At 67.8% G+C, this 22,946-nt stretch carries 15 protein-coding genes; 9 read left to right on the top strand and 6 right to left on the bottom strand.

Going from position 1 to position 22,946, the window contains the following annotated elements:
* Window positions 1-33: 33 nt before the first annotated feature.
* The 5 genes from hflK to MC380_RS11020 all read left to right on the top strand — a co-directional run bounded on the left by hflK (window position 34) and on the right by MC380_RS11020 (window position 6,868).
* Window positions 34-1,170: an FtsH protease activity modulator HflK gene (gene hflK / locus MC380_RS11040; RefSeq protein WP_343223567.1), complete on the top strand. Its 1,137-nt coding sequence runs from the start codon at window positions 34-36 to the stop codon at window positions 1,168-1,170.
* Window positions 1,167-2,030, top strand: coding sequence for a protease modulator HflC (gene hflC, locus MC380_RS11035; RefSeq protein WP_242103209.1), 864 nt, complete (start codon window positions 1,167-1,169; stop codon window positions 2,028-2,030). Before hflK ends, hflC begins: the two co-directional genes overlap by 4 nt.
* 6 nt (window positions 2,031-2,036) lie before the next feature.
* Entirely contained in the window at window positions 2,037-2,225 is a 189-nt protein-coding gene (locus MC380_RS11030) for a DUF2065 family protein (RefSeq protein WP_242103211.1), read from the top strand.
* 109 nt (window positions 2,226-2,334) lie between these two features.
* On the top strand, window positions 2,335-3,627 hold the full coding sequence (locus tag MC380_RS11025; protein ID WP_242103212.1) for an adenylosuccinate synthase: 1,293 nt from the start codon (window positions 2,335-2,337) through the stop codon (window positions 3,625-3,627).
* Window positions 3,628-3,916: 289 nt separating this feature from the next.
* The gene (locus MC380_RS11020; RefSeq protein ID WP_242164726.1) at window positions 3,917-6,868 is read left to right on the top strand and encodes an EAL domain-containing protein; all 2,952 of its coding nucleotides are present in this window, start codon (window positions 3,917-3,919) and stop codon (window positions 6,866-6,868) included.
* 66 nt (window positions 6,869-6,934) lie between these two features.
* Here the strand turns inward: MC380_RS11020 and MC380_RS11015 are convergent, their stop codons facing one another.
* The 3 genes from MC380_RS11015 to MC380_RS11005 all read right to left on the bottom strand — a co-directional run bounded on the left by MC380_RS11015 (window position 6,935) and on the right by MC380_RS11005 (window position 13,248).
* Entirely contained in the window at window positions 6,935-10,501 is a 3,567-nt protein-coding gene (locus MC380_RS11015; protein ID WP_242103216.1) for an EAL domain-containing protein, read from the bottom strand.
* Between the two features lie 161 nt (window positions 10,502-10,662).
* Window positions 10,663-12,762: an alkaline phosphatase family protein gene (locus MC380_RS11010; RefSeq protein WP_242164724.1), complete on the bottom strand. Its 2,100-nt coding sequence runs from the start codon at window positions 12,760-12,762 to the stop codon at window positions 10,663-10,665.
* A gap of 3 nt (window positions 12,763-12,765) precedes the next feature.
* Window positions 12,766-13,248, bottom strand: a complete 483-nt coding sequence (locus MC380_RS11005) for a hypothetical protein (protein WP_242103218.1) — start codon at window positions 13,246-13,248, stop codon at window positions 12,766-12,768.
* A 176-nt stretch (window positions 13,249-13,424) separates the two neighbouring features.
* Between MC380_RS11005 and MC380_RS11000 the strand changes: the two genes are divergently transcribed.
* The gene (locus MC380_RS11000; RefSeq protein ID WP_242164722.1) at window positions 13,425-14,036 is read left to right on the top strand and encodes a GIY-YIG nuclease family protein; all 612 of its coding nucleotides are present in this window, start codon (window positions 13,425-13,427) and stop codon (window positions 14,034-14,036) included.
* A 56-nt stretch (window positions 14,037-14,092) separates the two neighbouring features.
* Here the strand turns inward: MC380_RS11000 and MC380_RS10995 are convergent, their stop codons facing one another.
* On the bottom strand, window positions 14,093-15,376 hold the full coding sequence (locus MC380_RS10995; RefSeq protein ID WP_242103220.1) for a HAMP domain-containing sensor histidine kinase: 1,284 nt from the start codon (window positions 15,374-15,376) through the stop codon (window positions 14,093-14,095).
* Window positions 15,369-16,088, bottom strand: coding sequence for a response regulator transcription factor (locus MC380_RS10990; protein ID WP_242164720.1), 720 nt, complete (start codon window positions 16,086-16,088; stop codon window positions 15,369-15,371). The genes MC380_RS10995 and MC380_RS10990 overlap by 8 nt, the downstream gene beginning before the upstream one ends.
* A gap of 256 nt (window positions 16,089-16,344) precedes the next feature.
* Between MC380_RS10990 and MC380_RS10985 the strand changes: the two genes are divergently transcribed.
* The 3 genes from MC380_RS10985 to MC380_RS10975 all read left to right on the top strand — a co-directional run bounded on the left by MC380_RS10985 (window position 16,345) and on the right by MC380_RS10975 (window position 20,705).
* Window positions 16,345-17,079 carry a phosphatase PAP2 family protein gene (locus MC380_RS10985; RefSeq protein WP_242103223.1) on the top strand — a complete coding sequence of 245 codons (735 nt, stop codon included), beginning with the start codon at window positions 16,345-16,347 and terminating at the stop codon, window positions 17,077-17,079.
* Window positions 17,076-18,761 (top strand): phosphoethanolamine--lipid A transferase, encoded by a 1,686-nt coding sequence (locus tag MC380_RS10980; protein ID WP_242164718.1) that lies wholly within the window; start codon window positions 17,076-17,078, stop codon window positions 18,759-18,761. The genes MC380_RS10985 and MC380_RS10980 overlap by 4 nt, the downstream gene beginning before the upstream one ends.
* Before the next feature lie 243 nt (window positions 18,762-19,004).
* Complete coding sequence (locus tag MC380_RS10975) at window positions 19,005-20,705, top strand: hypothetical protein (RefSeq protein WP_242164717.1); 1,701 nt, start codon at window positions 19,005-19,007, stop codon at window positions 20,703-20,705.
* Window positions 20,706-20,722: 17 nt separating this feature from the next.
* Here MC380_RS10975 and MC380_RS10970 read toward each other — a convergent pair whose 3' ends face one another.
* Complete coding sequence (locus tag MC380_RS10970) at window positions 20,723-22,837, bottom strand: catalase (protein WP_242164715.1); 2,115 nt, start codon at window positions 22,835-22,837, stop codon at window positions 20,723-20,725.
* Window positions 22,838-22,946 lie beyond the last annotated feature (109 nt).

The following is a 22,946-nucleotide window of genomic DNA, read 5'->3' as shown; positions in this document are numbered from 1 at the left end:
GCCCGCGGGCGCCGCAGCCACCCTGGAGCATGCATGGCCTGGAACACGCCCGGTAAGGGCAGCGACGGTACCGGTTCGGACAACGGCGGCGAACAGCGCAAACGCGACGGCAAGCGCCCGGCATGGCGACCATCGGGCGGCGGCAATCGTGGCGGCGGCGGGCTCGACGAGATCCTCGACCGGCTGCGCGGCGTCTTCGGCGGCGGCGGCATCGGCCGCTGGCTCGCCATCGGCTTCGCGTTGTGGCTGGCGCTCAACTGCTTCGTGCTGGTCACCGAGCAGCAGCGCGGCGTGGTGCTGCGCTTCGGCCAGTTCGCGCGGATCATGCAGCCCGGCCCCAATTTCAAGTTGCCCTGGCCGATCGAGACGGTCACCAAGGTGGCCGCGACCCAGATCAAGACCTTCAGCGAGACCGTGCCGGTGCTCACCCGCGACGAGAACATCGTCAGCGTGGAGATCAACGTGCAGTACCGGGTCAGCGATGCGCAGCGCTACCTGTTCGGCAGCCGCGATGGCGACAAGGTGCTGGAGCAGGCCGCGCTGAGCGTGGTGCGCGAGCAGGTCGGTCGCTCCACCCTGGACACCGTGCTCGGCGCGCGCGGCGCGCTGGCGGCGCTGGCGCGGACCCAGCTGCAGCAGTCGCTGGATGCCTACCGCACCGGCCTGGTGGTGACCGAATTGAACCTGCCCAATGCGCGACCGCCCGAAGAAGTGAAGCCCGCCTTCGACGACGTCAACAGCGCCCAGCAGGACAAGGACCGCCTCACCAGCGAAGCCCAGGCCTACGCCGCCAAGATCGTGCCCGAGGCGCGCGGCGAGGCGGCCCGGACCCGGACCGTCGCGGACGGCTACAAGACCGCCGCGATCGCCCGTGCCACCGGCGATGCTCAGCGCTTCAGCTTGCTGGTAGAACAGGCGCGCAACGCCCCCGACGTCACCCGCAAGCGCCTGTGGCTGGAGACGGTCGAGGAGGTGCTTGCGCGCAATCGCAAGATCATCGGCGGCGATGGGCGCCAGCTCATCTACGTGCCGATGTCCGGCTCGACCGCAGGCAATCCGCCGGCGCCGCCGGCCGCGTTGACGCCGGAGCTGCTCTCGCCTGCCGTCAACGCCACCAGCGACCTGCCGCGGCCGGATCGCCCCGGTCGTGACGAGGAGAACGTGCGATGAGACCTTCCCTGCTGATTTCGCTCGCGGTCGCCGCGTTGCTGTTGCTGATGGGCTCGTTCTATATCGTCAACGAGGGCCAGACCGCGATGGTGCTCAACCTGGGTCGGGTGGTGCGCAGCGACATCGGCCCGGGCCTGCATTTCAAGGCGCCGCTGATCGAGTCGGTGCGCATCTTCGATCGCCGCCTGCAGGTGCTCGACGCTGCGCCGGAGCGCTATCTCACCTCCGAGCGCAAGGACGTGAGCGTCGACTTCTTCGCCGTGGGCCGGATCGAGAACGCACGCGCGTTCTACCGGGCCACCGGCGGCGACGAGGAAGTGGCTGCACAGCGTCTGGCGCCGATCATCAAGGACTCGCTGCGCAACGAGATCAACGCGCGCACCCTGTCGCAGGTGGTCTCGGGCAACCGCTCCGAGGTGATCGGGCCGCAGTTGGAAGGCATCAACCGGGGCGCCGCGACCATGGGCGTGCGCATCGTCGACCTGCGAATCAAGCAGATCGATCTGCCGACCGACAGCAAGGTCATCAGCGACGTCTACAGCCGCATGCGCGCACAGCGCCAGCAGGTCGCCAGTCGCCTGCGCGCCGAAGGCGAGGAAGCCGCTCAGACCATCCGCGCCCGGGCCGACCGCGACAAGACCGTGATCCTGGCCGACGCCGAGCGCGATGCGCAGAAGCTGCGCGGCGAGGGCGATGCCGCAGCCGCCCGGATCTACGGCAACGCCGCCAATGCCGACCCCGCCTTCTTCGCCTTCCAGCGCAGCCTGCAGGCCTACCGCCGGTCGTTCGCCGACGGCAATGGGGTGATCGTGCTCGAGCGCGACGATCCGTTCCTGCAATACCTGCGCAACGACCGCTAGCGCCGCATGAGCGATCTCTGGTCGGCCCTGTGCCTGGTCGCGGTCATCGAGGGCCTGTTCCTGTTCGCGATGCCCGGCGCGTGGAAGCGCGCGGTCGAGCAGCTGCTGGTCATGGGCGACCAGCAGTTGCGCACGGTGGGCGGCGCGATCCTGATCGCCGGCCTGGTGGCGCTGTTCCTGGTGCGGAGCGGCTAGCGCGAGGCGGTCGCGCGGGGTGGCCCTGGCGCCATGAAACCCGGATAATGCACAAAAGCCGGACGGGGCCCGATGCCCCTCCGGCTTTTTCCGTCTCCAGGAGTGCGTAATGGGTCAGTCGGTCGTGGTGTTGGGCGCCCAGTGGGGCGACGAGGGCAAGGGCAAGATCGTCGACCTGCTCACCGAGGAAATCGGCGCGGTGGTGCGCTTCCAGGGCGGCCACAACGCCGGCCACACCCTGGTGATCGGCGGCAGGAAGACCGTGCTGCACCTGATCCCGTCCGGCATCCTGCGCGCCGACGCGCTGTGCCTGATCGGCAACGGCGTGGTGCTGCACCCGGGTGCGCTGCGCAAGGAGATCGAGGAACTCGAAGCCAACGGCGTCGAGGTGCGCAGCCGGCTCAAGATCAGTCCCGCCACGCCGATCATCATGCCGTACCACATCGCCCTGGATCAGGCGCGGGAAAGGGCCGCCGGCGGCAAGGCGATCGGCACCACCGGGCGCGGCATCGGCCCGGCCTACGAAGACAAGGTGGCGCGTCGCGGCATCCGTGTGGCCGACCTGCATTACCCCGACCAGCTCGCCGAGCTGCTGCGCACCGCGCTGGATTACCACAACTTCGTGTTGACCAAGTATCTCGACACCGACGCAGTCGACTACCAGCAGACGCTGGACGAGGCGCTGGCCTTCGGCGAATACGTCGAGCCGATGAAGTCCGACGTGGCCGGCATCCTCCACGAGCTGCGCAAGCAGGGAAAAAAAGTGCTGTTCGAAGGCGCGCAGGGCTCGCTGCTGGACATCGACCACGGTACCTATCCCTATGTCACCAGCAGCAACACCACCGTCGGCGGCGCGCTGGCCGGCACCGGCGTGGGCGCGGATGCGATCGATTACGTGCTGGGCATCGCCAAGGCCTATGCGACCCGCGTCGGCGGCGGCCCGTTCCCGACCGAACTCGACGACGAAGTCGGGCAGGGCATCCGCGACCGCGGCCAGGAATACGGCGCCACCACCGGCCGCCCGCGCCGCTGCGGATGGATCGACCTGGTCGCGTTGAAGCGCGCCGTGGCCATCAATGGCATCAGCGGCCTGTGCATCACCAAGCTCGACATCCTCGATGGCATGGACAAGCTGAAGATGTGCATCGCCTATCGCTATCGCGGCAAGGAAACCGAATACGCACCGCTGGACGCGCAGGGCTGGGAAGAATGCGAGCCGGTCTACCTGGAGTTCCCCGGCTGGACGGAAAACACCCACGGCATCACCCAGTGGGATGCATTGCCGCCTGCGGCCCGCGCCTACCTGCGCGCACTGGAAGAACTCTCCGGCTGCCCGCTCGCCATCGTCAGCACCGGCCCGGATCGGGATGCCAACATCGTGCTGGAGGATCCGTTCGCGTAATCGAACGCGCATGGTCAGGCCCGTTCAGGGCAGATATGGGAAACCGTCCGGGTCGGCCGGGCGGCATGGTCCGCCGGCGCGAGCAGTCCCCGCGGGATCCGGCGATCGCCTTTAGCGGTGTGGGCTGAACGTCCCATCGGAGCCCCGGGCATGCTGACTCCCGCCGTCCGCCCCGCGGAAACCGGCGGATGACGGTGCCGGCGATCACAAAATCGCATCGTTATCACGGCGAGCATCGGACGCTGCGGCTATGGTCGAATCCAGGCGCATGCATGCGAACGGGGGGTCGATGCAGTCAGAATCCGGCACGCCGTCGTTGGGGTCGGTACGGGTGGTGCGGACGTTGGGCCTGCTGCTGGGTCTGACGATGATGATCGGCCTGTCATTGCTGCTGATCGAAGACCTTGAATCGCGCATGGACGGCGCGCGGCGCCAGAGCCTGGCGACCGCGACCAGCGCGGATCGCCTGCTCATGTACGAACTGCGCAATCTCGAGCGCGCAATGGCGGGGGTCGTGGCCGATGCCGAGGAATTCTTCCGCGCCGCGCCCGCGCAGGCGCCGGACTTGCTTGCCGGAACGATCAGCGGCGTGCTGTTGCGGCAGCCGGAGCTGGACAGCATGGTGCTGTACGACGCGCAGGGCCGCGCACTGACAGATGGCCCCCCGGACCCGTCGCTGCCGGAATGGGTGGCGACTGCGCCGCGCGGAGCGCGCCCCTTGCTGCTGGGTCCGTTGCGGCGCGGACGCGACAATGACTGGTTGCTGCCCATCGCGCTGCGCACGCGCACCGGGGAGTGGCTGGTGGCGCGCCTGCGCACATCCGAAATCCAGCGGATGATCACCGGCCTGGGCATCGGGCGCGACGGCAGCATTTCGATGCAGGATGCCCGCGGCACGGTGCTGGCGCGTAGTGGCACGACCCAGGCCCACGTTGGCCGTCGCGTGCCCTTGCCCGCGGTGCGCGTCGGCAGCACCATGACCTTCGAACTGCTCAGCGAGCTGGATCGCGTCGCGCGCATGGCCACCTTCAGCGCGGTCAGCGGCTATCCGGTGGTGGTCGCGGCTGGCATCGGCCTGCGCGAAGCGCGCGCGCAGTGGCTGGAACATCTGGCATGGGCGGCCGCGTTCACGCTGCTGTACTGGCTGGGGCTGCTGTTTCTCGTGCGCCGCCTGGCCGCGGCCGAGGATGCGCGCGAGGCGATGCTCGACGAGTTGCACGCCAGCGCGGACTGGCTGCGGCAGGCGCAGGATGCGTCGCGCACCGGTGTTTGGCGACTGGAACCCGATGAGGGCAACGTCCGTGTGTCGGCGCAGGCCGCGGAACTGTTCGGCTTCGAGCCCAGCGACGGGCCGCTTTCGATTGAGCCATTCTTCGCACGCATGCATGAGGAGGATCGCGACCGGGTCCGGGCGGAGTTCGTCGAGGCCAGCGAACAACGGGTCCCGTTCCGGTCCGAATTTCGCGTCGTTCTTCCGGATGGCCGCATCCGCTGGATCAAGGATCGAGGCGCGCTGGTCGCCGATGCGCGCGGCGTCGAACGGATGACCGGCACCATCGTCGACATCACCGACCGCCGCGAAGCCACGGACCGGATCGAACAGGCCGAATCGCAGTTCCGCGAACTGTTCGAACGCAATCCGCTGCCGTTCTGGGTCTTCGATACCCAGACGCTGCGTTTCCTGGCCGTCAACGAAGCGGCGATCCGCAACTACGGCTATTCGCGCGAAGAGTTCCTCGCGATGAGCATCCTTGATATCCGTCCCCGCGACGAATCCGATGCGGTGCGTACATCGCTGCGGGATCTTCCGGACCTCGGCAACAGCGATCGGGTCTGGATCCATCAGACCCGCGAGGGTCGCCACCTCGAAGTGCGCGTGCACAGCAGCAGCATTACGTTTGCCGGCCGGCCGGCGCGACTGGTCCTAGCCGAGGACGTGAGCGAGCGCGTCTCCTACGAACGTGAGCTGGCCTGGCGCGCGACCCACGACACCACCACGGGCATGCTCAACGTGGAGGCGCTGGTCCAGCACATCGATGCGCTGCCCGGTGCCAACGCCGGATATTCGATCGCCTATGTGCAGCTGCGCGACCTAGAACTCGTCGCACCCACGCTCGGTCGCCGGACTGGCGAAGCGCTCCTGCGCGCGGCGGCCGAACGGTTCGACGAAGTAGGGCAGGCCTACGGCTATTCCGCTTATCTGCCGGGGGAATCGTTCGTGATCGTGGCGGTCGACCCGCGGCGCCGCGACGAAATGCTCGCCAGCCTGATGCGCGCGACCGCAACGCCGGTGCAGACCGAGAGCGGCAGCCATCCGCTGGAAGCCTGCGTCGGTCTTGCCGACGGACCACGCGCCGGCGAGAGCGCCGAGCAGGTGATCGGCAATGCGGCGCTGGCAGCCCTGCAGGCGCGGCGCGAGGGCGTGGCGATCATGCAGTTCGACGCAGCGATGGCGTCCAAGGCGAGCGAGCGCCTGGCCATGGCCGGACGCCTGCGGCAGGCGCTGGAACGCCGGGAGTTCGAATTGTTCTTCCAGCCGATCCGCAAGCTGGCCGACGGCCGCGTGCTCTCGCTCGAGGCCTTGCTGCGCTGGCGGCAGCCCGACGGCACGCTGGTGCCTCCGCCGCAGTTCATTCCGCTGTGCGAGGAGTCCGGATTGATCGTGCCGCTCGGCGACTGGGTGCTGGAAGAGGCCGCGAGCAGTCATACCCGCCTGGCGGCGCACGGTTATGGCGACGTCGCCATCGCGGTCAACGTGTCGGCGGTGCAGTTCCTGTCCGAATCCCTGCCGCAGTCGCTACGCGCCCTGTGCAAGGCCCATGGACTGCCGCGCGGCGCGTTGCAGGTGGAATTGACAGAAAGTGCGGTATTGCGCTGGCCCGAAGCCGCACGCGAGACGATGCAGGAGCTGCGCGATGGAGGCGTATGCATATCCATCGACGATTTCGGAACCGGCTTCTCGAGCATGGCCTACCTCAAGAATCTGCCGCTGGATTTCCTCAAGATCGATCGCGCCTTCGTCACCGACGTGCACCGCGACCGGCGCAACGCGGCGATCTGCAACGCGCTGATCGCGCTCGGCCACGGCCTGGGTTTGCAGGTCATCGCCGAGGGCGTGGAATGCGAAGCGCAGCGGGACTGGTTGCGCGCCCACGGTTGCGACCAGGCGCAGGGCTACTATTTCGGGAAGCCCGCACCGTTGACCGAAGCGCTCGCGTCGATCACGCGATGGGCGGCCTGACCGCCGAAGGTCCAGGACGAGGCTGGTTGCAACCGGCGGTCTGCCGGGTCGCGGCTTGCGCGACGCTTACAGCGAACCGCTAGTCCGGACCTCCGGCTCCAGGTCCTGCAGCACGTCCTGCACGAACCCGCCGGTATCGAGCCATAGTTGCTCGAGTTCGGATGCCGGCATGGCGCGGGCGATGTAGTGCCCCTGTACCTGGTCGCAGCCGTGCGCACGCAGGAATTCGAGTTGTTCCAGGGTTTCCACGCATTCGGCGACCACGTCCAGATTGAGCCGATGCGCCATGTCGATGATGGCCAGGGTGATCGACGCGTCCTCGGAGTTGGTCGTGAGGTCGCGGATGAAGGCGCCGTCGATCTTGACCGTATCCACCGGAAACCGGCGCAGGTAGGCCAGGCTGGAATAGCCGGTTCCGAAATCGTCCACCGAAATCCGCACGCCCAGGGTTTTCAGGCGTTTGAGCATTTCCACGCTGTATTCGGCATCACTCATGACGGCACTTTCCGTCAGTTCCAGTTCCAGGTGTCCCGCGGCCACCTCGTACTCCAGCAGGCAGGCGGCGGTGGTCGAGGAGAGACCGAGCGGATCGGCGTCGATGTGCACGCGTCGACGCGGATCGGCCGGCGCCGGCAACAGGCTCTTGCGGGTGATCTGCTGGGCCGATACGTTGACTGCGATCGGCAGCGGCTCGAAACCCTCGCGCCGCCAGTCGCGCAACTGACGACAGGCCGCGGCGATCACCCAGGCGCCGACCGGTACGATCAGACCGGTCTCCTCGAGCGCCGGAATGAACTGGGCGGGCGCCACCAGCCCATGGCCAGGCCGATGCCAGCGCAACAGGGCCTCCACTCCGGTCCAGCGTCCACTGCGCAGGGAGACCTTGGGCTGGTAGTGCAGCTCGAATTCCTCGCGCTCCAGCGCGCCGCGCAACGCCAGCTCCAGGTCGAGCTTCTTGCGCACCCGCAGGTTCATCGCCTCGGTGTAGAACCGGTAGCAATTGCGGCCGGCCAGCTTGGCCTCGTACATCGCCAGGTCGGCATAGCGCACCAGGCTGTGCATGTCGCCTGCATCGCTCGGATACACGGTGATGCCGATACTGGCCGTGGTCCTCACCGCGTGATCCTCTACCTCGAACGGCACCGCCAGCGTGTCCTGGATCTTGTTGGCGACCCTGGCGGCGAGCTGCGGATCGCTCGAAGTCAGCAGGACCATGCCGAACTCGTCGCCACCGAGCCGGGCGACGGTGTCGCGCAGGCGCAGGCAGCCCTGCAGGCGTTGCCCGACCTGGCGCAGCAGTTCGTCTCCCACCGCATGTCCGAGGGTGTCGTTGATGTCCTTGAAGTTGTCCAGGTCCAGGAACAGCAGAAACACCTGCCAGGCGTGGCTGTCGGCCATCGCCATCGCGCTTTCCAGCGATTCGTGGAACAGGCGCCGGTTGGGCAAACCGGTGAGCACGTCGTAGTGCGCCAGTTGCTGGAGGCGCTGCTCGGCTTCCTTGCGCTCGGTGATGTCCTGCCCGGTGCCCACCATCCCCGTGACCCGGCCGTGACCATCGACCAGGACCCGGCCCCGCGTCTGGATGACCCGAACCTCGCCGTCCGGGCAAACGACGCGATACTCGAAATCGAAGGCCTCTTGCCGGCGGAAGGCCAGATCCACCGTCCGCAGGAGCAGCCGCTGGTCGCCGGGATGGACGCAGCGCAGATAACCCTTGAGCGTGTGCTCGAAGTCCTGCGGATCGCTCCTGTGGATCCGGTACAGCTCATCGCTCAATGCGAGCTGGTTGCCGGCGAGGTTCCACTCCCAGCTGCCGACGTGGGCGATTCGCTGCGCCTCGGCGAGATGCTGCTGGTTTTCCGCCAGCGCGGCTTCCGCCTGTTTCCGCGCCATGAACTGGCCGAGCAGACTTCCCAGCGTGTCCATGATCCCGAGCAGTTCCGGATCCGGTTCCTGGATCGCCGGGGCATGGAATTCAGCCACGCCGAACACCTGCGTGGCGCTGAGGATCGGAAAGCCGATGGCTCCGAGCAACCCGCTTTCGGCGGCAGCGCGGGCGCGCGGTGAATCGGCTTCCAGCGCGATATTGGTGACCCAAAGGGGCTTGCCACTGCTCCAGATGCGGCCTGGAAGTTCTTCTCCCGGAGCCAGCGACCCGGCCAGCGTCATGTCCAGGAGGGCCCCGGATGACGCGCCCGTATCCGGGTGCTGCCAGACCTCGACGCAGCGCATGGTGCCGCCGTCGACCGTCCACAAGGCCCCGGTCGTCCAGCCCATCGCTGCGGCCACCGCCTCGAGCACTTTCGGCGCCGCGTCGGCGAGCGTGGCCGATTCGATCAACGTCGCGGCTGCCGCGGTCTGCGCGACGAGCCGCCGGATCTCGCGCTGGCGCTTGATGTCGTGCAGGAAGGCGCTGAACTTGTAGGTCGCCCCCAGCTTGGTCGGCCAGATCGTCAGTTCGACCGGAAGCTCGTGTCCGTCGCGATGCAGTGCCGTGATCTCGATGCGCTTGTTCAGCACCGGCCCCTTGCCGGTCGCCAGGAAGCGTTCGATACCGCGGTAATGGGCTTGCCGGTATTGTTCGGGGATGAGGATTTCGGCCATGTTGTGGCCCAGCACCTCCTGGCGTGACCAGCCCAGGAGCGCCTCTGCCTGCTTGTTCCAATCGAGGATCACGCTTCCGGCATCGATGGCGATGTAGGGGTCGTACGCCGTATCGATGATGGCGCGCGCTTCGTCCTTGCTCTCACGCAGTTCCTGCTCGGTCAGTTCGTGTTGCGCGATCTCCACCTGCAGTGCGTCGTTGGTCTGGGCCAGCTCGGCGGTGCGCTCGCTGACGCGCTGTTCGAGCTGGTCGTGCAGCGTCCGCAGCGCTTGCATCCGGTCCTGGTGAAGGCTGTCCTCGCGCGCACGTCGCGCATCGGCGATCGAAACCAGCAGGGTGGTGGCGAGCAGCAGGAAGGTGAAGCCGCCGATCGTGACCGCCATCCAGAAGTTGGGAATGATCGGAGCGCCCACTGTCGGCGAGCACAACGGCGAGAAGATCGCCGCGGCCATGCCGGTGTAATGCATGCCGCAGATCGCGGCTCCCATCAGCAGCGCGCTGCCACCCTTGCGCCAGAAGCCCGACAGCAAGGACTCCCGGCGAAGCTGGAATGCGATCCACAGCGCCGCCCACGACGCCGCCATGGCGATGGCGATCGACAGCACGAACAGCGGCGGATCGTAGGTCGCCGGCGGTCTCATCTCCATCGCCGCCATGCCGGTGTAATGCATCGAGGCGATACCGATCCCCATCAGCACACCGCCGAGCGCCAGCCGCCGCAGCCGCAGGCTTTCCCTGCTGACGGTGTACAGGGCGAAACCGGACACGACCATCGCGATGAGCAGCGACAGAGCCGTGATCGGTCCGTTGTAGGACATCGGGATGGGCAGCCGGAACGCCAGCATGCCGATGAAATGCATCGACCAGATGCCCATGCCCATCGACACCGCGCCGCCCAGCAGCCAGTAGCGCGCGGTTCGACCGGCGCTGGCCGTCACCCTGGAAGCAAGATCCAGCGCGACGTACGAGGCCACGACCGCCACGGCGATCGACAGGATTACCAGCCAGTGGTCGTAGGTGCCTTCCATGCGTGAGCAGCCTAGTACCACAAGCGCCGCTTGGCCGGGTGAAAGCCGCCCCTGGACGGACGCTTCGAGCGGTCCCAGGCCGCGAAGGATTCCGCCGGTCCGCCCTGCCGGCGGTAAGGCGCCGATGTGGGCGCAGCCGCTGGCAGCGGGTCCGCCGGGCGTCAGCGGATCCGCCAGGCGTCGCGCCGCGGCATCTCCTGTTTGTGCAGGCGGATGGCGTCGCGCGCTTCGCGGATGAACACCCGCGCCTGGTAGCTGTTGCGGATGCGCATGAACCGTTCCAGGATCTCGTCGCGCTTACCGATGGGCGCCAGGCTCAGGTAGCGCCGCAGCGCGACCCGGGCGAAGCCGCGGATCGACGGTTCGGGTTCGCGCGCCTCCAGCTGCCTGACCACGGTCTGGTGCGCGCGCCGTTCGGCTTCCCACTGCTCGCGGCTGCGCAGCCCGCTGCTGGCGCTGCCGGGTTCGTCGACGGGCGCATCGCCGGTGCAGCGCCAGCCCGATTCGGCCACGTCCGGCAGCTGGGTCGGCGCGTCGGTGCGGGGCACCTCAAGCGAGAGCAGATGGGTCAGGCTGTTGGCGCTGCGATCGCGCTCGGTCAGCGTGCCCAGCGAGAACAGTTCGGACAGGGTCTTGAGCACCGAGGAGTGCTCGTGTTCGAGGTGGTCGATGGTGCCGCGCGCGATCCACGGCGAGATCACCACCGCCGGCACCCGGGTGCCGGTCTGGGTGAAGTCGAAGTGCTTATGCACGTTCTCGTTGTCAGTGACGCTGTCGCCCGGATGCACCGTGGGCGGCGGCACGACGTGGTCGAAGAACCCGCCGTTCTCGTCGTAGGTGACGATGATCAGGCTCGATTCCCAGTGCGGCGAATTGCGCACTGCCTCGTACACGTCCTTGATCAGACGCTCGCCGCGGGTGACGTCATCGAGCGGATGCTGTGAGGTGCCGCAGGTGTAGTCCTCCGGCGTCCACGGCATGATGTTGCCGTAATGCGGCTCGATGAAGCTGTAGGACGCGGGGAACTGCGGATCGTTGACCGAGTCGCGAAAGTCTTCCATGTCGCGGAAGCGTCCCTGCAGCGCGTTGAGATTCATGTTGCTCAGCGAGAACACCTGTGGGGTCTCGTCGCCCTCGAACACCAGCCAGTCCAGGCACTTCTGTTCCAGGCGGTCGTAGATCGTGCCGTTGTCGAAGCGGTAGCCGTCGATGAGCGTGGTGGTGACCGTGTCCCAGGTGCCGGGGCTGTTGTCCAGGCCGGCCGAGGAGGCGGCGTGCACGAACAGGCGGTTGGGCCAGGTCGGCCCCGGCATCGAACTGAACCAGCGGTCGCAGACGGCGAACTCGCGTGCCAGGGTGTTGAGGATCGGCAGCTGGTCGGGTTCGAAACAGCGCATCGTCGCGGACGGATCGCTCGAGCCGCGCCCGCGGAAGTTGGCGACGAAGCCGGCGTTGTCGATCGGCGGGTAGCCCGGCATGCCGCCGCTGGGCCAGGTGGCGCCGGTCAGCTGCGCGAGTACGTCGTCGAACTCATGCCCGGGATCGCCGACCTCGCTGCTGAGCGCGAAGTCCGCGCGCGGTGCCGCCGCGATGTCGCCGCCGGCTGGATCCGGATTGGACTGCGGATTGCCCAGGAGATTGTCGATACGCGTGGGCAGGCCGGTGACCGCATCGGTGCCGGCGATGTCGGAAACGCCGAGCATGTGGTCGAACGAGCGGTTCTCAAGCATCAGCACGAATACGTGCCGGATCCGGCGCCGGCGGCGGGGCCGACGCCCGGCCATGCTGGCCACGACCTCGCCGAGCGCCACCAGCGCGCAGCGGATGTTGTCCCAGGCGATGCAGACCAGCTTCGCCACCCATGACCAGACGGTGCAGAACGCCTCCATCACCCAGAACCAGGCCACGCAGAACCACTCGACCAGGTAGCTCCAGCCCTTGCACACCCAGTGCGCAATCCAGACGAAGGCCACGCACACCCAGTGCGAGACCCAGACCCAGGCCTTGCACACCCATTCGAATGCGTCGCAGATGTAGGACAAGGGCCACGGCAGCCAGTCGCTGCAGGTCTTGCTCCAGGAACTGCAGCTCTCGTAGCCGTGGTCCTCGTAGCGGTCGCAGGCCTGGTAGCCCTCGTCCTTCCACTCGTCGCAGACCCGGCGCGTGCGGCTGCCCCAGTCCTGGCAGCGCCGCGTCCAGCGGTCGGCCCATTGCTTGCATTCGATGACGCCCTTGTCGACCCAGTGCGTGCACGTGGACATGCGTTACTCCTCGGAAAGGCCGTCGCTGGCATCGCGGGCCAGTGCACGGACGTGAAAGCGGCACGCACGCGCGAACTGCCAGCGCGTCGCCACCAGGGTGACGAACTTGGCCGCGAGGCCCAGCAGGAAGGCGGCCGTGAGCACCAGCAGGACGCGTACCGGCAGGTCCCACGACCAAGCCAGCGCGCCGCTGCGGAACAGATCGGCTGCGCCGGCTCCGAGTGCGATCAGGGTTGCGATGGCGCCGGCCATGCAGCCGCAGCGGGACTGCAGCCGGTTGAGCGCGCGCTCGGTGCGCAGCAGCGAATGGCGGGCCACCGCCGGGATCTCCAGGCGTAGTGGCGTACGCGATCCGAAACCGTTGACGGTGCGGTCGCGCGGCAGCGCGGCGAGCTGGTCGAGAGAGGACACGATCCGCATGGGTCGCCCCGGACTGTCCCCTGTCATCCGGTCCAACGCAGCGACGGCGGCGTTGCGGTCATCCATGGACCATGCGGCTGACGCGGAATCGGTCCAGGCCCTTTGCTTGGCCCCGAGTTGGACAGGGGAATGAAGCGTCAGGGCGGAGTCCGCGTCCGGCTGCGCGCCCAGCGGCGATCACGTTAGTTATTCCGTGCCCACCTGGCCCAGACTATGTTGTCGATGCTGACGAAGGCAGGTCCATGACCCGGCGAGAGTCGACCGTGAAGGAGGCGTTCGAAACGCAGATGCCGTCGCTCGACGGACGCTGCTTCGCCTACGTCTTCCCCTGCGTCTGGGAGGATCACTGCAAGATCGGCTATTCATACGATCCGCTCTCGCGCATCGCGTCGCTGCATCCGCGCTGGTTCGAATTCTTCGACCTGGAGCGCGCGGTGCTGGTGGAAGCCGAAATCGAGCGCGATGCACGCGACCTGGAGCTGGAACTACGCCGGCCGCTGTCCGCGCACCGCGCGCCGGCACCGCTCGCGGTGCGCGTCGCAGCAGGCGGACAGACCGAGTGGCTACGCGGCGCCGCTGCCGCGCTGGAGGCGGCCGTGGATGCGCTGTCGCGGCGCGGGCACCGCGTGCATGCGCCCGCCCGCGACTGGCTGCGCGCCGCGTTGCTGGAACGCAGCGAGCGGCTGTACGAATGGACATCGGCCAGGCTGTGCAGCGACGAGCTCGAAGGCCTGACCGCGACGACCCCTGGCGGACGCGTCGTCCGCGACAGTCTGGATGCCTGCGCCGCGCTGGACATCGATCTCGAAACGCGGTTGCCACCGGCCGTGCTGCATTGGTATCGGCAAGGTTGAATGGATTGGTTGGGCCGTCTCCCGGACCGGCACCCAGCAGGCGAGCGGCGAAGGGTTCAGGCACCGCGCCGGAATTGCAGCGTGGTGGTCGTGCCCTGTCCCTGGTGCGAGGTCAGCGTCAGCGTCCATCCCAGGTGTTCGCATAGCCTCGAGATCAGGTCCAGGCCGATGCCGCCACCGCCGCGTCCGCCGCCGCGCGCCATCTGCGCGTAGATGGCGCTGATTTCCTCCGGACTCATGCCGTGGCCCGGATCCTGGATCACCAGCGTGGCATCGGCCTGCAGACGGATGCGGATCTCGCCGCGATCGCTGTTCTCGATCGCGTTGCGCAGCAGATTGCCGATGGCGGCCTGCACGATCGGCAGCGGCGCGACGATCTCGCAGAGGGGCAGGGGCTCGACCACGATCGCAAGGTCCTTGCCTGCGGTCAGGTACCGATGGTCCTCGACGATCTCCGGCACCAGCTGGTCCAGCGCCACCAGCTCGCTGTTGCCTTCCAGTCGCGCAGGATCCTTGGCCAGCGCCAGCAGGAGCGAGATCAGGTGCTCCACATCGCGTGCGGTGCGATGGATGCGCGCGAGCTGGTTGCGCGCAGTTGCGCTGAGCGACGGCTGCTCCAGCACCAGCTCGCTGGCGCCCGCGATCACCGCGATCGGCGTGCGCAGTTCGTGGCTCGCGGTATCGATGAAAGCGCGTTCGCGTTCCACGAAGCGCTCATTGCGTTCCAGGTAGCCGTTGAGCGAGTTGGCGATGACTTCCAGCTCCCTCGTCGCCGAATCCGGAACCGCGAGTCGCTGTCCGGTCCGGTCCGGCTGCAGCGCGCCGATGTCGTGGGCCAGGGTGCTGAGCGGCCGCACCAGCCGGTTCAACCCCCAGGCGATTGCCAGGCCCAGCAGCACGATCAGCGTCACCGCCGACCCGGCCACGGTCAGAGCCAGGTCCTCCTCGCGTTTCTCGAACGCGGTGATGTCCAGCACCAGGAACAGACGCCGGCCGTCGACATCGCGCACCAGCACCACCCGCTCGCGGCCTTCCACCGGAATGTCGTCGTGCAGGCCCGGTTCGAGCGGCCGCAGCTCGCGCGGGAGCGCGCCTGTGTCGCCGTCGCCGTAGAGCGCCATGCTGCGCGAGTTCGCCCACTGGTAACCAGGATCTTCGCGCCGGCGCTCCTGCAGATGATCGAGCTCGCTCTCGAGCAGGCTCTGCCAGACCAGCCGTTCGGCCTGTTCGTTGACCACCATGCCATGGATGAACACGGCGGCCGTCAGCAGCACCGCGTAGCCGAACAGGCCAAACAGGATGCGCTGGCGCAGACTGGTTCTGGCGACCGGCCTAGCCATTGTCCGGATCACTGGCGGGCTCATGGGTGTCTGCTGGTTCCGTCATCGCCGCCAGGCGATACCCGACCCGCGGCAGGGTATGGATCAGCTTGACCGCATGCGCGCCATCGACGCTGCGGCGCAATTCGTAGATGTGGGAGCGGAGCATGTTGCCGTCCGGCGGGCTGTCGCCCCACAGCGCATGCTCCAGGCGCTCGCGGGTTACCGCCGCGGGACTGGCCCGCATCAGCACTTCCAGCAGCTTGCGGCAGGCCGGATAAAGGTGCAGCTCGCGTCCGCCGCGGCTGGCGCCCAGCGTCGCCAGATCCAGCTTCAGGTCGGCGACCTGCAGGACCCGGCTGTGGCCGCGGCCGGCGGCGCGTGCCACCAGCGCTTCCAGACGCACCTCCAGCTCGGGCAGGTCGAAGGGCTTGGTCAGGTAATCGTCGGCGCCGGCCCGGAACCCGGCGATCTTGTCGGGCAGTTCGTCGCGTGCCGTGAGCATCAGCACCGGTACTCCCGAGCCGCTCTCGCGCAGGCGCCGCAGGACTTCGCGACCGTCGAGCCTGGGCAGCATCCAGTCGAGGACCACCGCGTCGTATTCGTGGTTCATCGCCAGGTGCAGCCCGGTCGGGCCATCGGGCGCGGAATCGAGGGTATAGCCCCTGGCCTCGAAGTACTCGAACAGGTTGCTCACCAGGTTGCGGTTGTCCTCGACGACGAGCAGGCGCATGCGCTGCGGTTCTCCCATCGCGGCATTGTCCGCCGTTGTTGTCGGAAGTTTGTCAGATCGGGCCATCGATCGCCCGCGCCGCGAATCGGCGCTTAACCGGAAGGCAACACCGCTCCGACCGCCTTCCGACAGCGGGCTACCGAGCATGTGCGCACCTTGACGCTGCGGTTCTGTCCGATTGTCCACGCCACCTGCTGCTTCGCGCCGCTTGAGCGGCCCTGTATCCATCCCCGGTGCCGGTCGATCCGAAGCGTGGGTGTCCGCGTTCGCGGGCCGACGCTTCGTGCTCGCGCATTTCTGGCTGCCGCTTTCGGTATTCGCCGTGCTGACGCTGCTGCTGATGCCCGGGCAGGGCGATCTGTGGATCGCGGACCGGCTGTATGCCCTGCAGGGAAATCGTTGGGCGTTTAGGCACGCATTCCTCACCGACACCATCATCCACGCGGCCGGACGCGATCTGAGCATGACGGCGTGGCTGGTGGTGGTCGCGGCATGGCTGGTCGCGCGCACGCGCGCCGGCTTGCAGCACTGGCGGGGGCCGTTGGCCTACCTGGCCGTCAGCACCCTGCTGGCAACGGCCGTGGTCGCCTGGATCAAGTCCTGGTCGAACATGGATTGTCCCTGGGACCTGCTGCGTTACGGCGGGGAGCGCCCCTATGTCGGCCTGCTGGGCCTGCGGCCGGTCGGGCTGTCGCGCGGCGCCTGTTTCCCTGCGGGGCATGCCAGTGCCGGATACGCATGGCTGAGCCTGTACTTCTTCTTCCGCGCGACCCGTCCCCGGCTGCGCTGGATCGGCCTGCTTGCCGGGGCGACGGCGGGATTGGTCTTCGGCGCCTCGCAGCAGCTGCGCGGTGCGCATTTCCTGTCGCATGACGTGTGGACGGCGACGCTGTGCTGGATGGTCGCCTTTGCGCTGTCGTTGCTGCCGTGGACACGGCAAGCTCCAGCACGACCCGCGTCAGACTTGCCTGCTGCGGTTGTTTCCGGATGAGCGTCGCGATCAAGCCGCGATTCGACCTGGTCGACCGGGTTGCGGGCATCCTCGGGTTCAGGCCGGAAATGGACCAGGAGCGCGTGGCATTCGGCGCCAGCGTGTACTTCTCCTTGTTCTGCAATCTGCCCTTCTGGAGCGCGGCTCCGGTGCAGGCGGCGCTGCACGGCCCCGGTGGCATGGCGCTGGCAGCGAGCCTGTTCGTCGCAATGACCGCGCTGTGCATGCTGCTGCTGTGCCTGCTTTCGACCCGCTGGACGGCCAAGCCGCTGCTGGCGGGGATGTTCGCCATCACCGCTGCCAGCGTGTACTTCACCAGCCGGTATTCGGTGTACGTCGACGCCGAGATGGTGCGCAACGTGCTGCACACGGATGCCAAGGAGGCGCGCGAGCTGGTCGCTCCTTCGCTGATCGGATACCTGGCGCTGCTGGCCGGTCCGCCGATGCTGTTCCTGTGGCGACTACGGCTGAGGCGCCGGCCGCTGCGGCAGGCCGTCGCGGTCCGCATGCTTTACCTCTCGGGCTCGGTACTGACGGCGGCGCTGGCGATCGTGCTGTCGTTCCAGAACCTGTCGTCGCTGATGCGCAACCACCACGATCTTCGTTACCTGATCGCACCTGGCAACTGGGTGGTGTCGCTGGCGACCGTGGCGCTGGAAGCCCTGCCGGACGGCGGGCAAGGGCGCATCCCGGTCGGCACCGACGCGCGGGTCGTGGGCCGGGCGCCAGCGACGAAGCCAAGATTGCTGGTGATCGTAGTCGGCGAGACCGTGCGGGCGCACAATTGGGAGCTCAACGGCTACATGCGGCAGACCACGCCGCAGCTGCGGCAGATCGACCCGATCAACTTCAGCGACGTCAGCGCCTGCGGTACCAGCACGGAAGTGTCCGTGCCCTGCATGTTCTCGCCCTACGGGCATGCGCAGTACGACAAGCGCCTGGTCGAACGCTCCGAGTCGCTGCTGCACGTGCTGGCGCATGCCGGCATCGCCACGCTATGGCGCGATAACCAGACCGGATGCAAGGGCGTATGCACGGGCCTGCCCTACGAGTCGTTCGAACATGGACACGACCCGGTCGACTGCGACCGGGATGGGTGCCAGGATCAGGCGATGCTGCGCGATCTCGCCCAGGCGGCTGGATCCAGCGGGGACACCGTGCTGGTGCTGCACCAGCTGGGCAACCACGGGCCGAGCTACTACAAGCGCTACAAGCAGTCGCTGCGCGTGTTCACGCCCGCCTGCGAATCGCCCGATCTCGCACTGTGCAGCCGATCGGAGATCGTCAATGCGTACGACAATGCGACGCTCAATACCGACGACTTCCTGGCCCGTGCGATCGCGTCGCTCGCGGCGATGCATGCGCGCGACACCGCACTGATCTACCTGTCCGACCATGGCGAATCGCTGGGAGAGAACGGCCTGTACCTGCACGGCATCCCCTATGCGATCGCGCCCGCGACCCAGACCCAGGTGCCGATGGTGATGTGGTTCTCGCCGGATATGGCGCGGGACCGGGGTATCGACCTGGCATGCCTGCGCCGGCGTGCCGCGCAGCCTGCCAGTCACGACAACCTGTTCCATTCGGTGCTCGGCCTGATGCAGGTCCGCACCAGGGCCTACGACCGCCACCGCGACCTGTTCGCGGGTTGCGATCGCGCCGGGCCTGTCGCGGCCGGCTGAGCACGACCCCACGGAAGTCAGCCAGGTCCACCCTCCACGGAGGGGTGTGCGCCGCCCTCCCGCCCGGGACAATGGCCTTTCCCCAGTCTCGCCGGCGTTCAAACTTCAGTGATGGGTGGCCGGACCTGTTCCCGGCCCATGCGCGGGCAGGGGATCGCCGGTCGTCGCATCCGCCGCCACTTCCCCTCACGGCGGCGGCCATCACTGGTCTTGAACCCGAAGCTCCTTCCCCCGGAGGCCGCCATGCATCCCGTCCATCGCCTGTTGTTCCTTTCCTGCACCGCCGCGCTGCTGGCGCTGTCCGGCTGCCGCGGGGCTGGCCCCGTGGCCAGCACCGAACCGGCCGTCTCCCCGCCGGAAATGGCCATGATCGGGGCCCATCTGCTCGAAGGCCTTGGCGACTACCGCTTCCCGGTCACCAGCAAGCACCCGGAAGTGCAGCGCTGGTTCGACCAGGGGCTGATGCTGACCTTCGGCTTCAACCACGACGCGGCCGAACGTTCCTTCCTCAAGGCCACCGAACTCGATCCCGACTGCGCGATGTGCTGGTGGGGCGCGGCCCTGGTGGTCGGCCCGCACGTGAATGCCGGCATGGACCCGAACGACAATGCCGATGCCTGGAGCCGCCTGCAGCGCGCACAGGCGCTGGCGCCGCAGGCCAGCGAACGCGAGCGCGCCTTCATCCAGGCGCTGGGCGCGCGCTATGCGCAGAACCCGCCGGCCGATCGCCGTCCGCTCGACGAGGCCTATGCCGCGGCCACGCGCGGATTGGTGCGGCAGCGCCCCGACGACCTCGACGCCGCCGTGCTGCATGCCGAAGCGATGATGGACCTGCAGCCCTGGAACTATTACGACGAGAAGCAGCAGCTGAAGGGCAATACCGCGGAGATCGTGTCGACCCTGGAATCGGTGATGTCGCGCAATCCCGACCACGCCGGCGCATTGCACCTGTACGTGCACGCGGTGGAGGCGTCGGCCAATCCCGAACGCGGCGCGGCTGCGGCCGACCGCCTGCGCGAGCTGATTCCAGGTTCCGGACACCTGGTGCATATGCCGGCGCACATCTATTCGCGGGTGGGTCGCTGGCACGACGCGGTGATCGCCAACCAGCGCGCCATCGAAGCCGACGATGCCTACCTGGCGCTATGCCGCGGCAATACCCAGGGCGTGTACCCGCTCGGCTACGTGCCGCACAACCACCATTTCCTGTGGTTCGCCGCGAGCATGGAAGGCAGCAGCAAGCTGGCGCAGGCGGCGGCCCGCACCACCGCCGAACGCACCGACCTGCAGGACCTGATGCGCCAGGAGGGCTTCGCCGGCCTGCAGCACTACTGGCTGACGCCGTGGTTCGAGCGGGTCCGCTTCGGGCGCTGGGACGAGATCGCCAAGGCGCCCAATCCGGCGCCCGATCTGCCCTACGTCACCGCGATCTGGCATTACGCCCAAGGCATGGCGGCGGTGCGGCAGCAGCGGCTGGACGATGCGCAGCAGCACCTCGATGCGCTGCGCCCGCTCTCCGTCGATCCGGTGATGGAAAAACTCACCGTCTGGGATCGCTACCCGCTGGCGCATGCCACCCGCATCGCAGAACGTACGGTGACCGCCGAGATCGCCGCGGCACGCGGCGACCACGCCGCGGCGATTGCGGCGCTGGGCGAGGCGGTCAAGATCGAGGACGGGATTCCCTACGACGAACCACCGGGCTGGCATGCGCCGGTCCGGCAGACGCTGGGCGCGGTGCTGCTGCAGGCGGGGCGTGCGGGCGAAGCCGAACGCGTCTATCGCGAGGAGCTGCATCGCAATCCCGGCAACGGCTGGTCGCTGTTCGGGCTGGCGCAGAGCCTGCAGGCGCAGGGCAAGGTGGCAGATGCGGACGCGACACGCGGCCAGTTCGCCGCCGCGTGGCGCAATGCCGACATCCGCCTGACCGCGTCCAGGATGTAGCGACGCAGGCCGCGGATTCAGGCCAGGGTGCGCACCTTCTTCTCGCGCGCCCATTGCCGGGTCTTGGCTGCGGCGACGAAGGCTTTCGGGTCGCCCGCGTCGATCACGCCTGCGTCCTTCCCAACGCCGCCGGCCTTGAGCACCGCCTGCGCGCCGGCGTCGGCGGCGATCGCCTTGAGGTGGCCGAAGGCATCGCGCACGAAGTCGACAGCAGCGGCTTCCTTCGCAAGCCCGCGCCCGGCTTCGTCCGACAGCACCAGCGCGACTGCGTCGAACAACATCGACGGGGTTCCGGCCAGCTGACCGTCGGCCGGCTGCTTCCTGCGGTCGCTCAGCACCGCGCCGCCGACCTTGGGTGCGATGATCCTGACCCTGGCTCCCGCCTTTTCCACCGCGGCGCGCAGCGCCTTGAGGGTGGCGGCGTCGGAGCCATCGTCCACCAGGATGCCGACGCAGCGGCCTTCCAGCGTGTCCTTCATCCGGTCGATGATGCGCAGCGCGGGCGAGAGCTTCATGTCCTGCGGCGCGACCTTGGCCGGCGGCGCCGGCGGCAGCGCATCCAGCTCCAGGCCGTCCGCCACGCGTTGCGCCAGGTCCTCGTCGATATGGCGCAGATGGCCGACCATGCGTTCGCGCACGTAGACGGTTTCCACCTTCGACAGCTCGAACACCAGCGCCGAGGCGATATGCGCCTGCTCGATCGCGCTCTGGCTGCGGTAGAACAGCCGCGCCTGGCTGTAGTGATCGGCAAAACTTTCCGCGCGCACGCGGCCCTTGACGCCGTCGTCGGGGGTGGCGTGGCTGCGGAATCCGTCGGGCGTCGCGCGCGGGGTGTCGGCCTGCAGCGAGCTGGGCTCGTAGTTCACCCGCCCCTTCGGCACCAGCATCTGCATATGGCCGTCGCGCTGCAGGTTGGCGAACGGGCACTTGGGCGCGTTGATCGGGATCTGGTGGAAGTTGGGCCCGCCCAGGCGGATGAGCTGCGTGTCCAGGTACGAGAACAGCCGCCCCTGCAGCAGCGGATCGTTGCTGAAGTCGATGCCCGGCACGATGTTTGCGGGGCAGAACGCGACCTGTTCGGTCTCGGCGAAGAAGTTGTCCGGCCAGCGGTCCAGCACCATGCGCCCGATGATGGTCAGCGGCACCATTTCCTCGGGGATCAGCTTGGTCGGATCGAGATGGTCGAACGGGAACTTGGCTGCGTCGGCTTCGCTGAACAGCTGTACGCCGAACTCCCATTCCGGGAAATTGCCCGACTGGATCGATTCGAACAGGTCGCGGCGATGGAAGTCGTTGTCGGCGGCCTGCAGTTTCAGCGACTCGTCCCAGACGGTGGACTGGATGCCGAGTTTCGGCCGCCAGTGGAATTTGCAGAACGTGCTGTTGCCGCGCTCGTCGAGCAGGCGGAAGCTGTGCACGCCGAAGCCCTCGATGGTGCGCAGGTAGCGCGGGATGGTGCGGTCGCTCATCGCCCACATGATCATGTGCATCGATTCGGGCGTGAGCGAGATGAAATCCCAGAACGTGTCGTGCGCACTCGCGGCCTGGGGAAAGGCGCGATCGGGTTCCATCTTCACCGAGTGCACCACGTCCGGGAACTTCATCGCGTCCTGGATGAAGAACACCGGGATGTTGTTGCCGACCAGGTCCCAGTTGCCTTCCTGGGTGTAGAACTTCACCGCGAAGCCGCGCACGTCGCGCGGAGTGTCGACCGAACCGGCCCCGCCGGCGACGGTGGAGAAGCGGGTGAAGACCGGCGTGCGCACCCCGACCTCGGTAAGCAGCTTCGCGCGCGTGTACTTGGCCAGCGACCTGGTCAGTTCGAAATAGCCGTGCGCCGCGCTGCCGCGGGCGTGCACGATGCGCTCGGGGATGCGCTCGTGGTCGAAGTGGGTGATCTTCTCGCGCAGGACGAAGTCTTCCAGCAAGGTCGGTCCGCGCTCGCCTGCGCGCAGCGAGTTCTGGTTGTCGCTGACCGGGATGCCCAGGTTGGTGGTCAGCACCGGATGGGTGCCGCCGGCGAACTGTTGCAGCTCGTCGCCATGACCCCGCGCGTCGTCCGCTGCGCCGCCGCGCCTGCGCGCCGCGGTCTTGCTCTGAGGGGGCTTTTTCGCGGACTTCTTCGTGGCCATGGCGCGGCTCCTGTGCAAGGGTTGCGCCCATGCTGCGCTCGCGTCCGTGACCGTCGCGTGTCGCTTGCGGTATCGCTTCGGTCGATCCGGTCGAAGTGCTGAATGATGC

Origin of the sequence: Lysobacter sp. M15 (assembly GCF_022662515.1) — a bacterium.
Classification (GTDB): domain Bacteria; phylum Pseudomonadota; class Gammaproteobacteria; order Xanthomonadales; family Xanthomonadaceae; genus JAKPBU01.
Note: the sequence above shows the minus strand (reverse complement) of the source record. Positions and strands in the feature narration are given on the sequence as shown.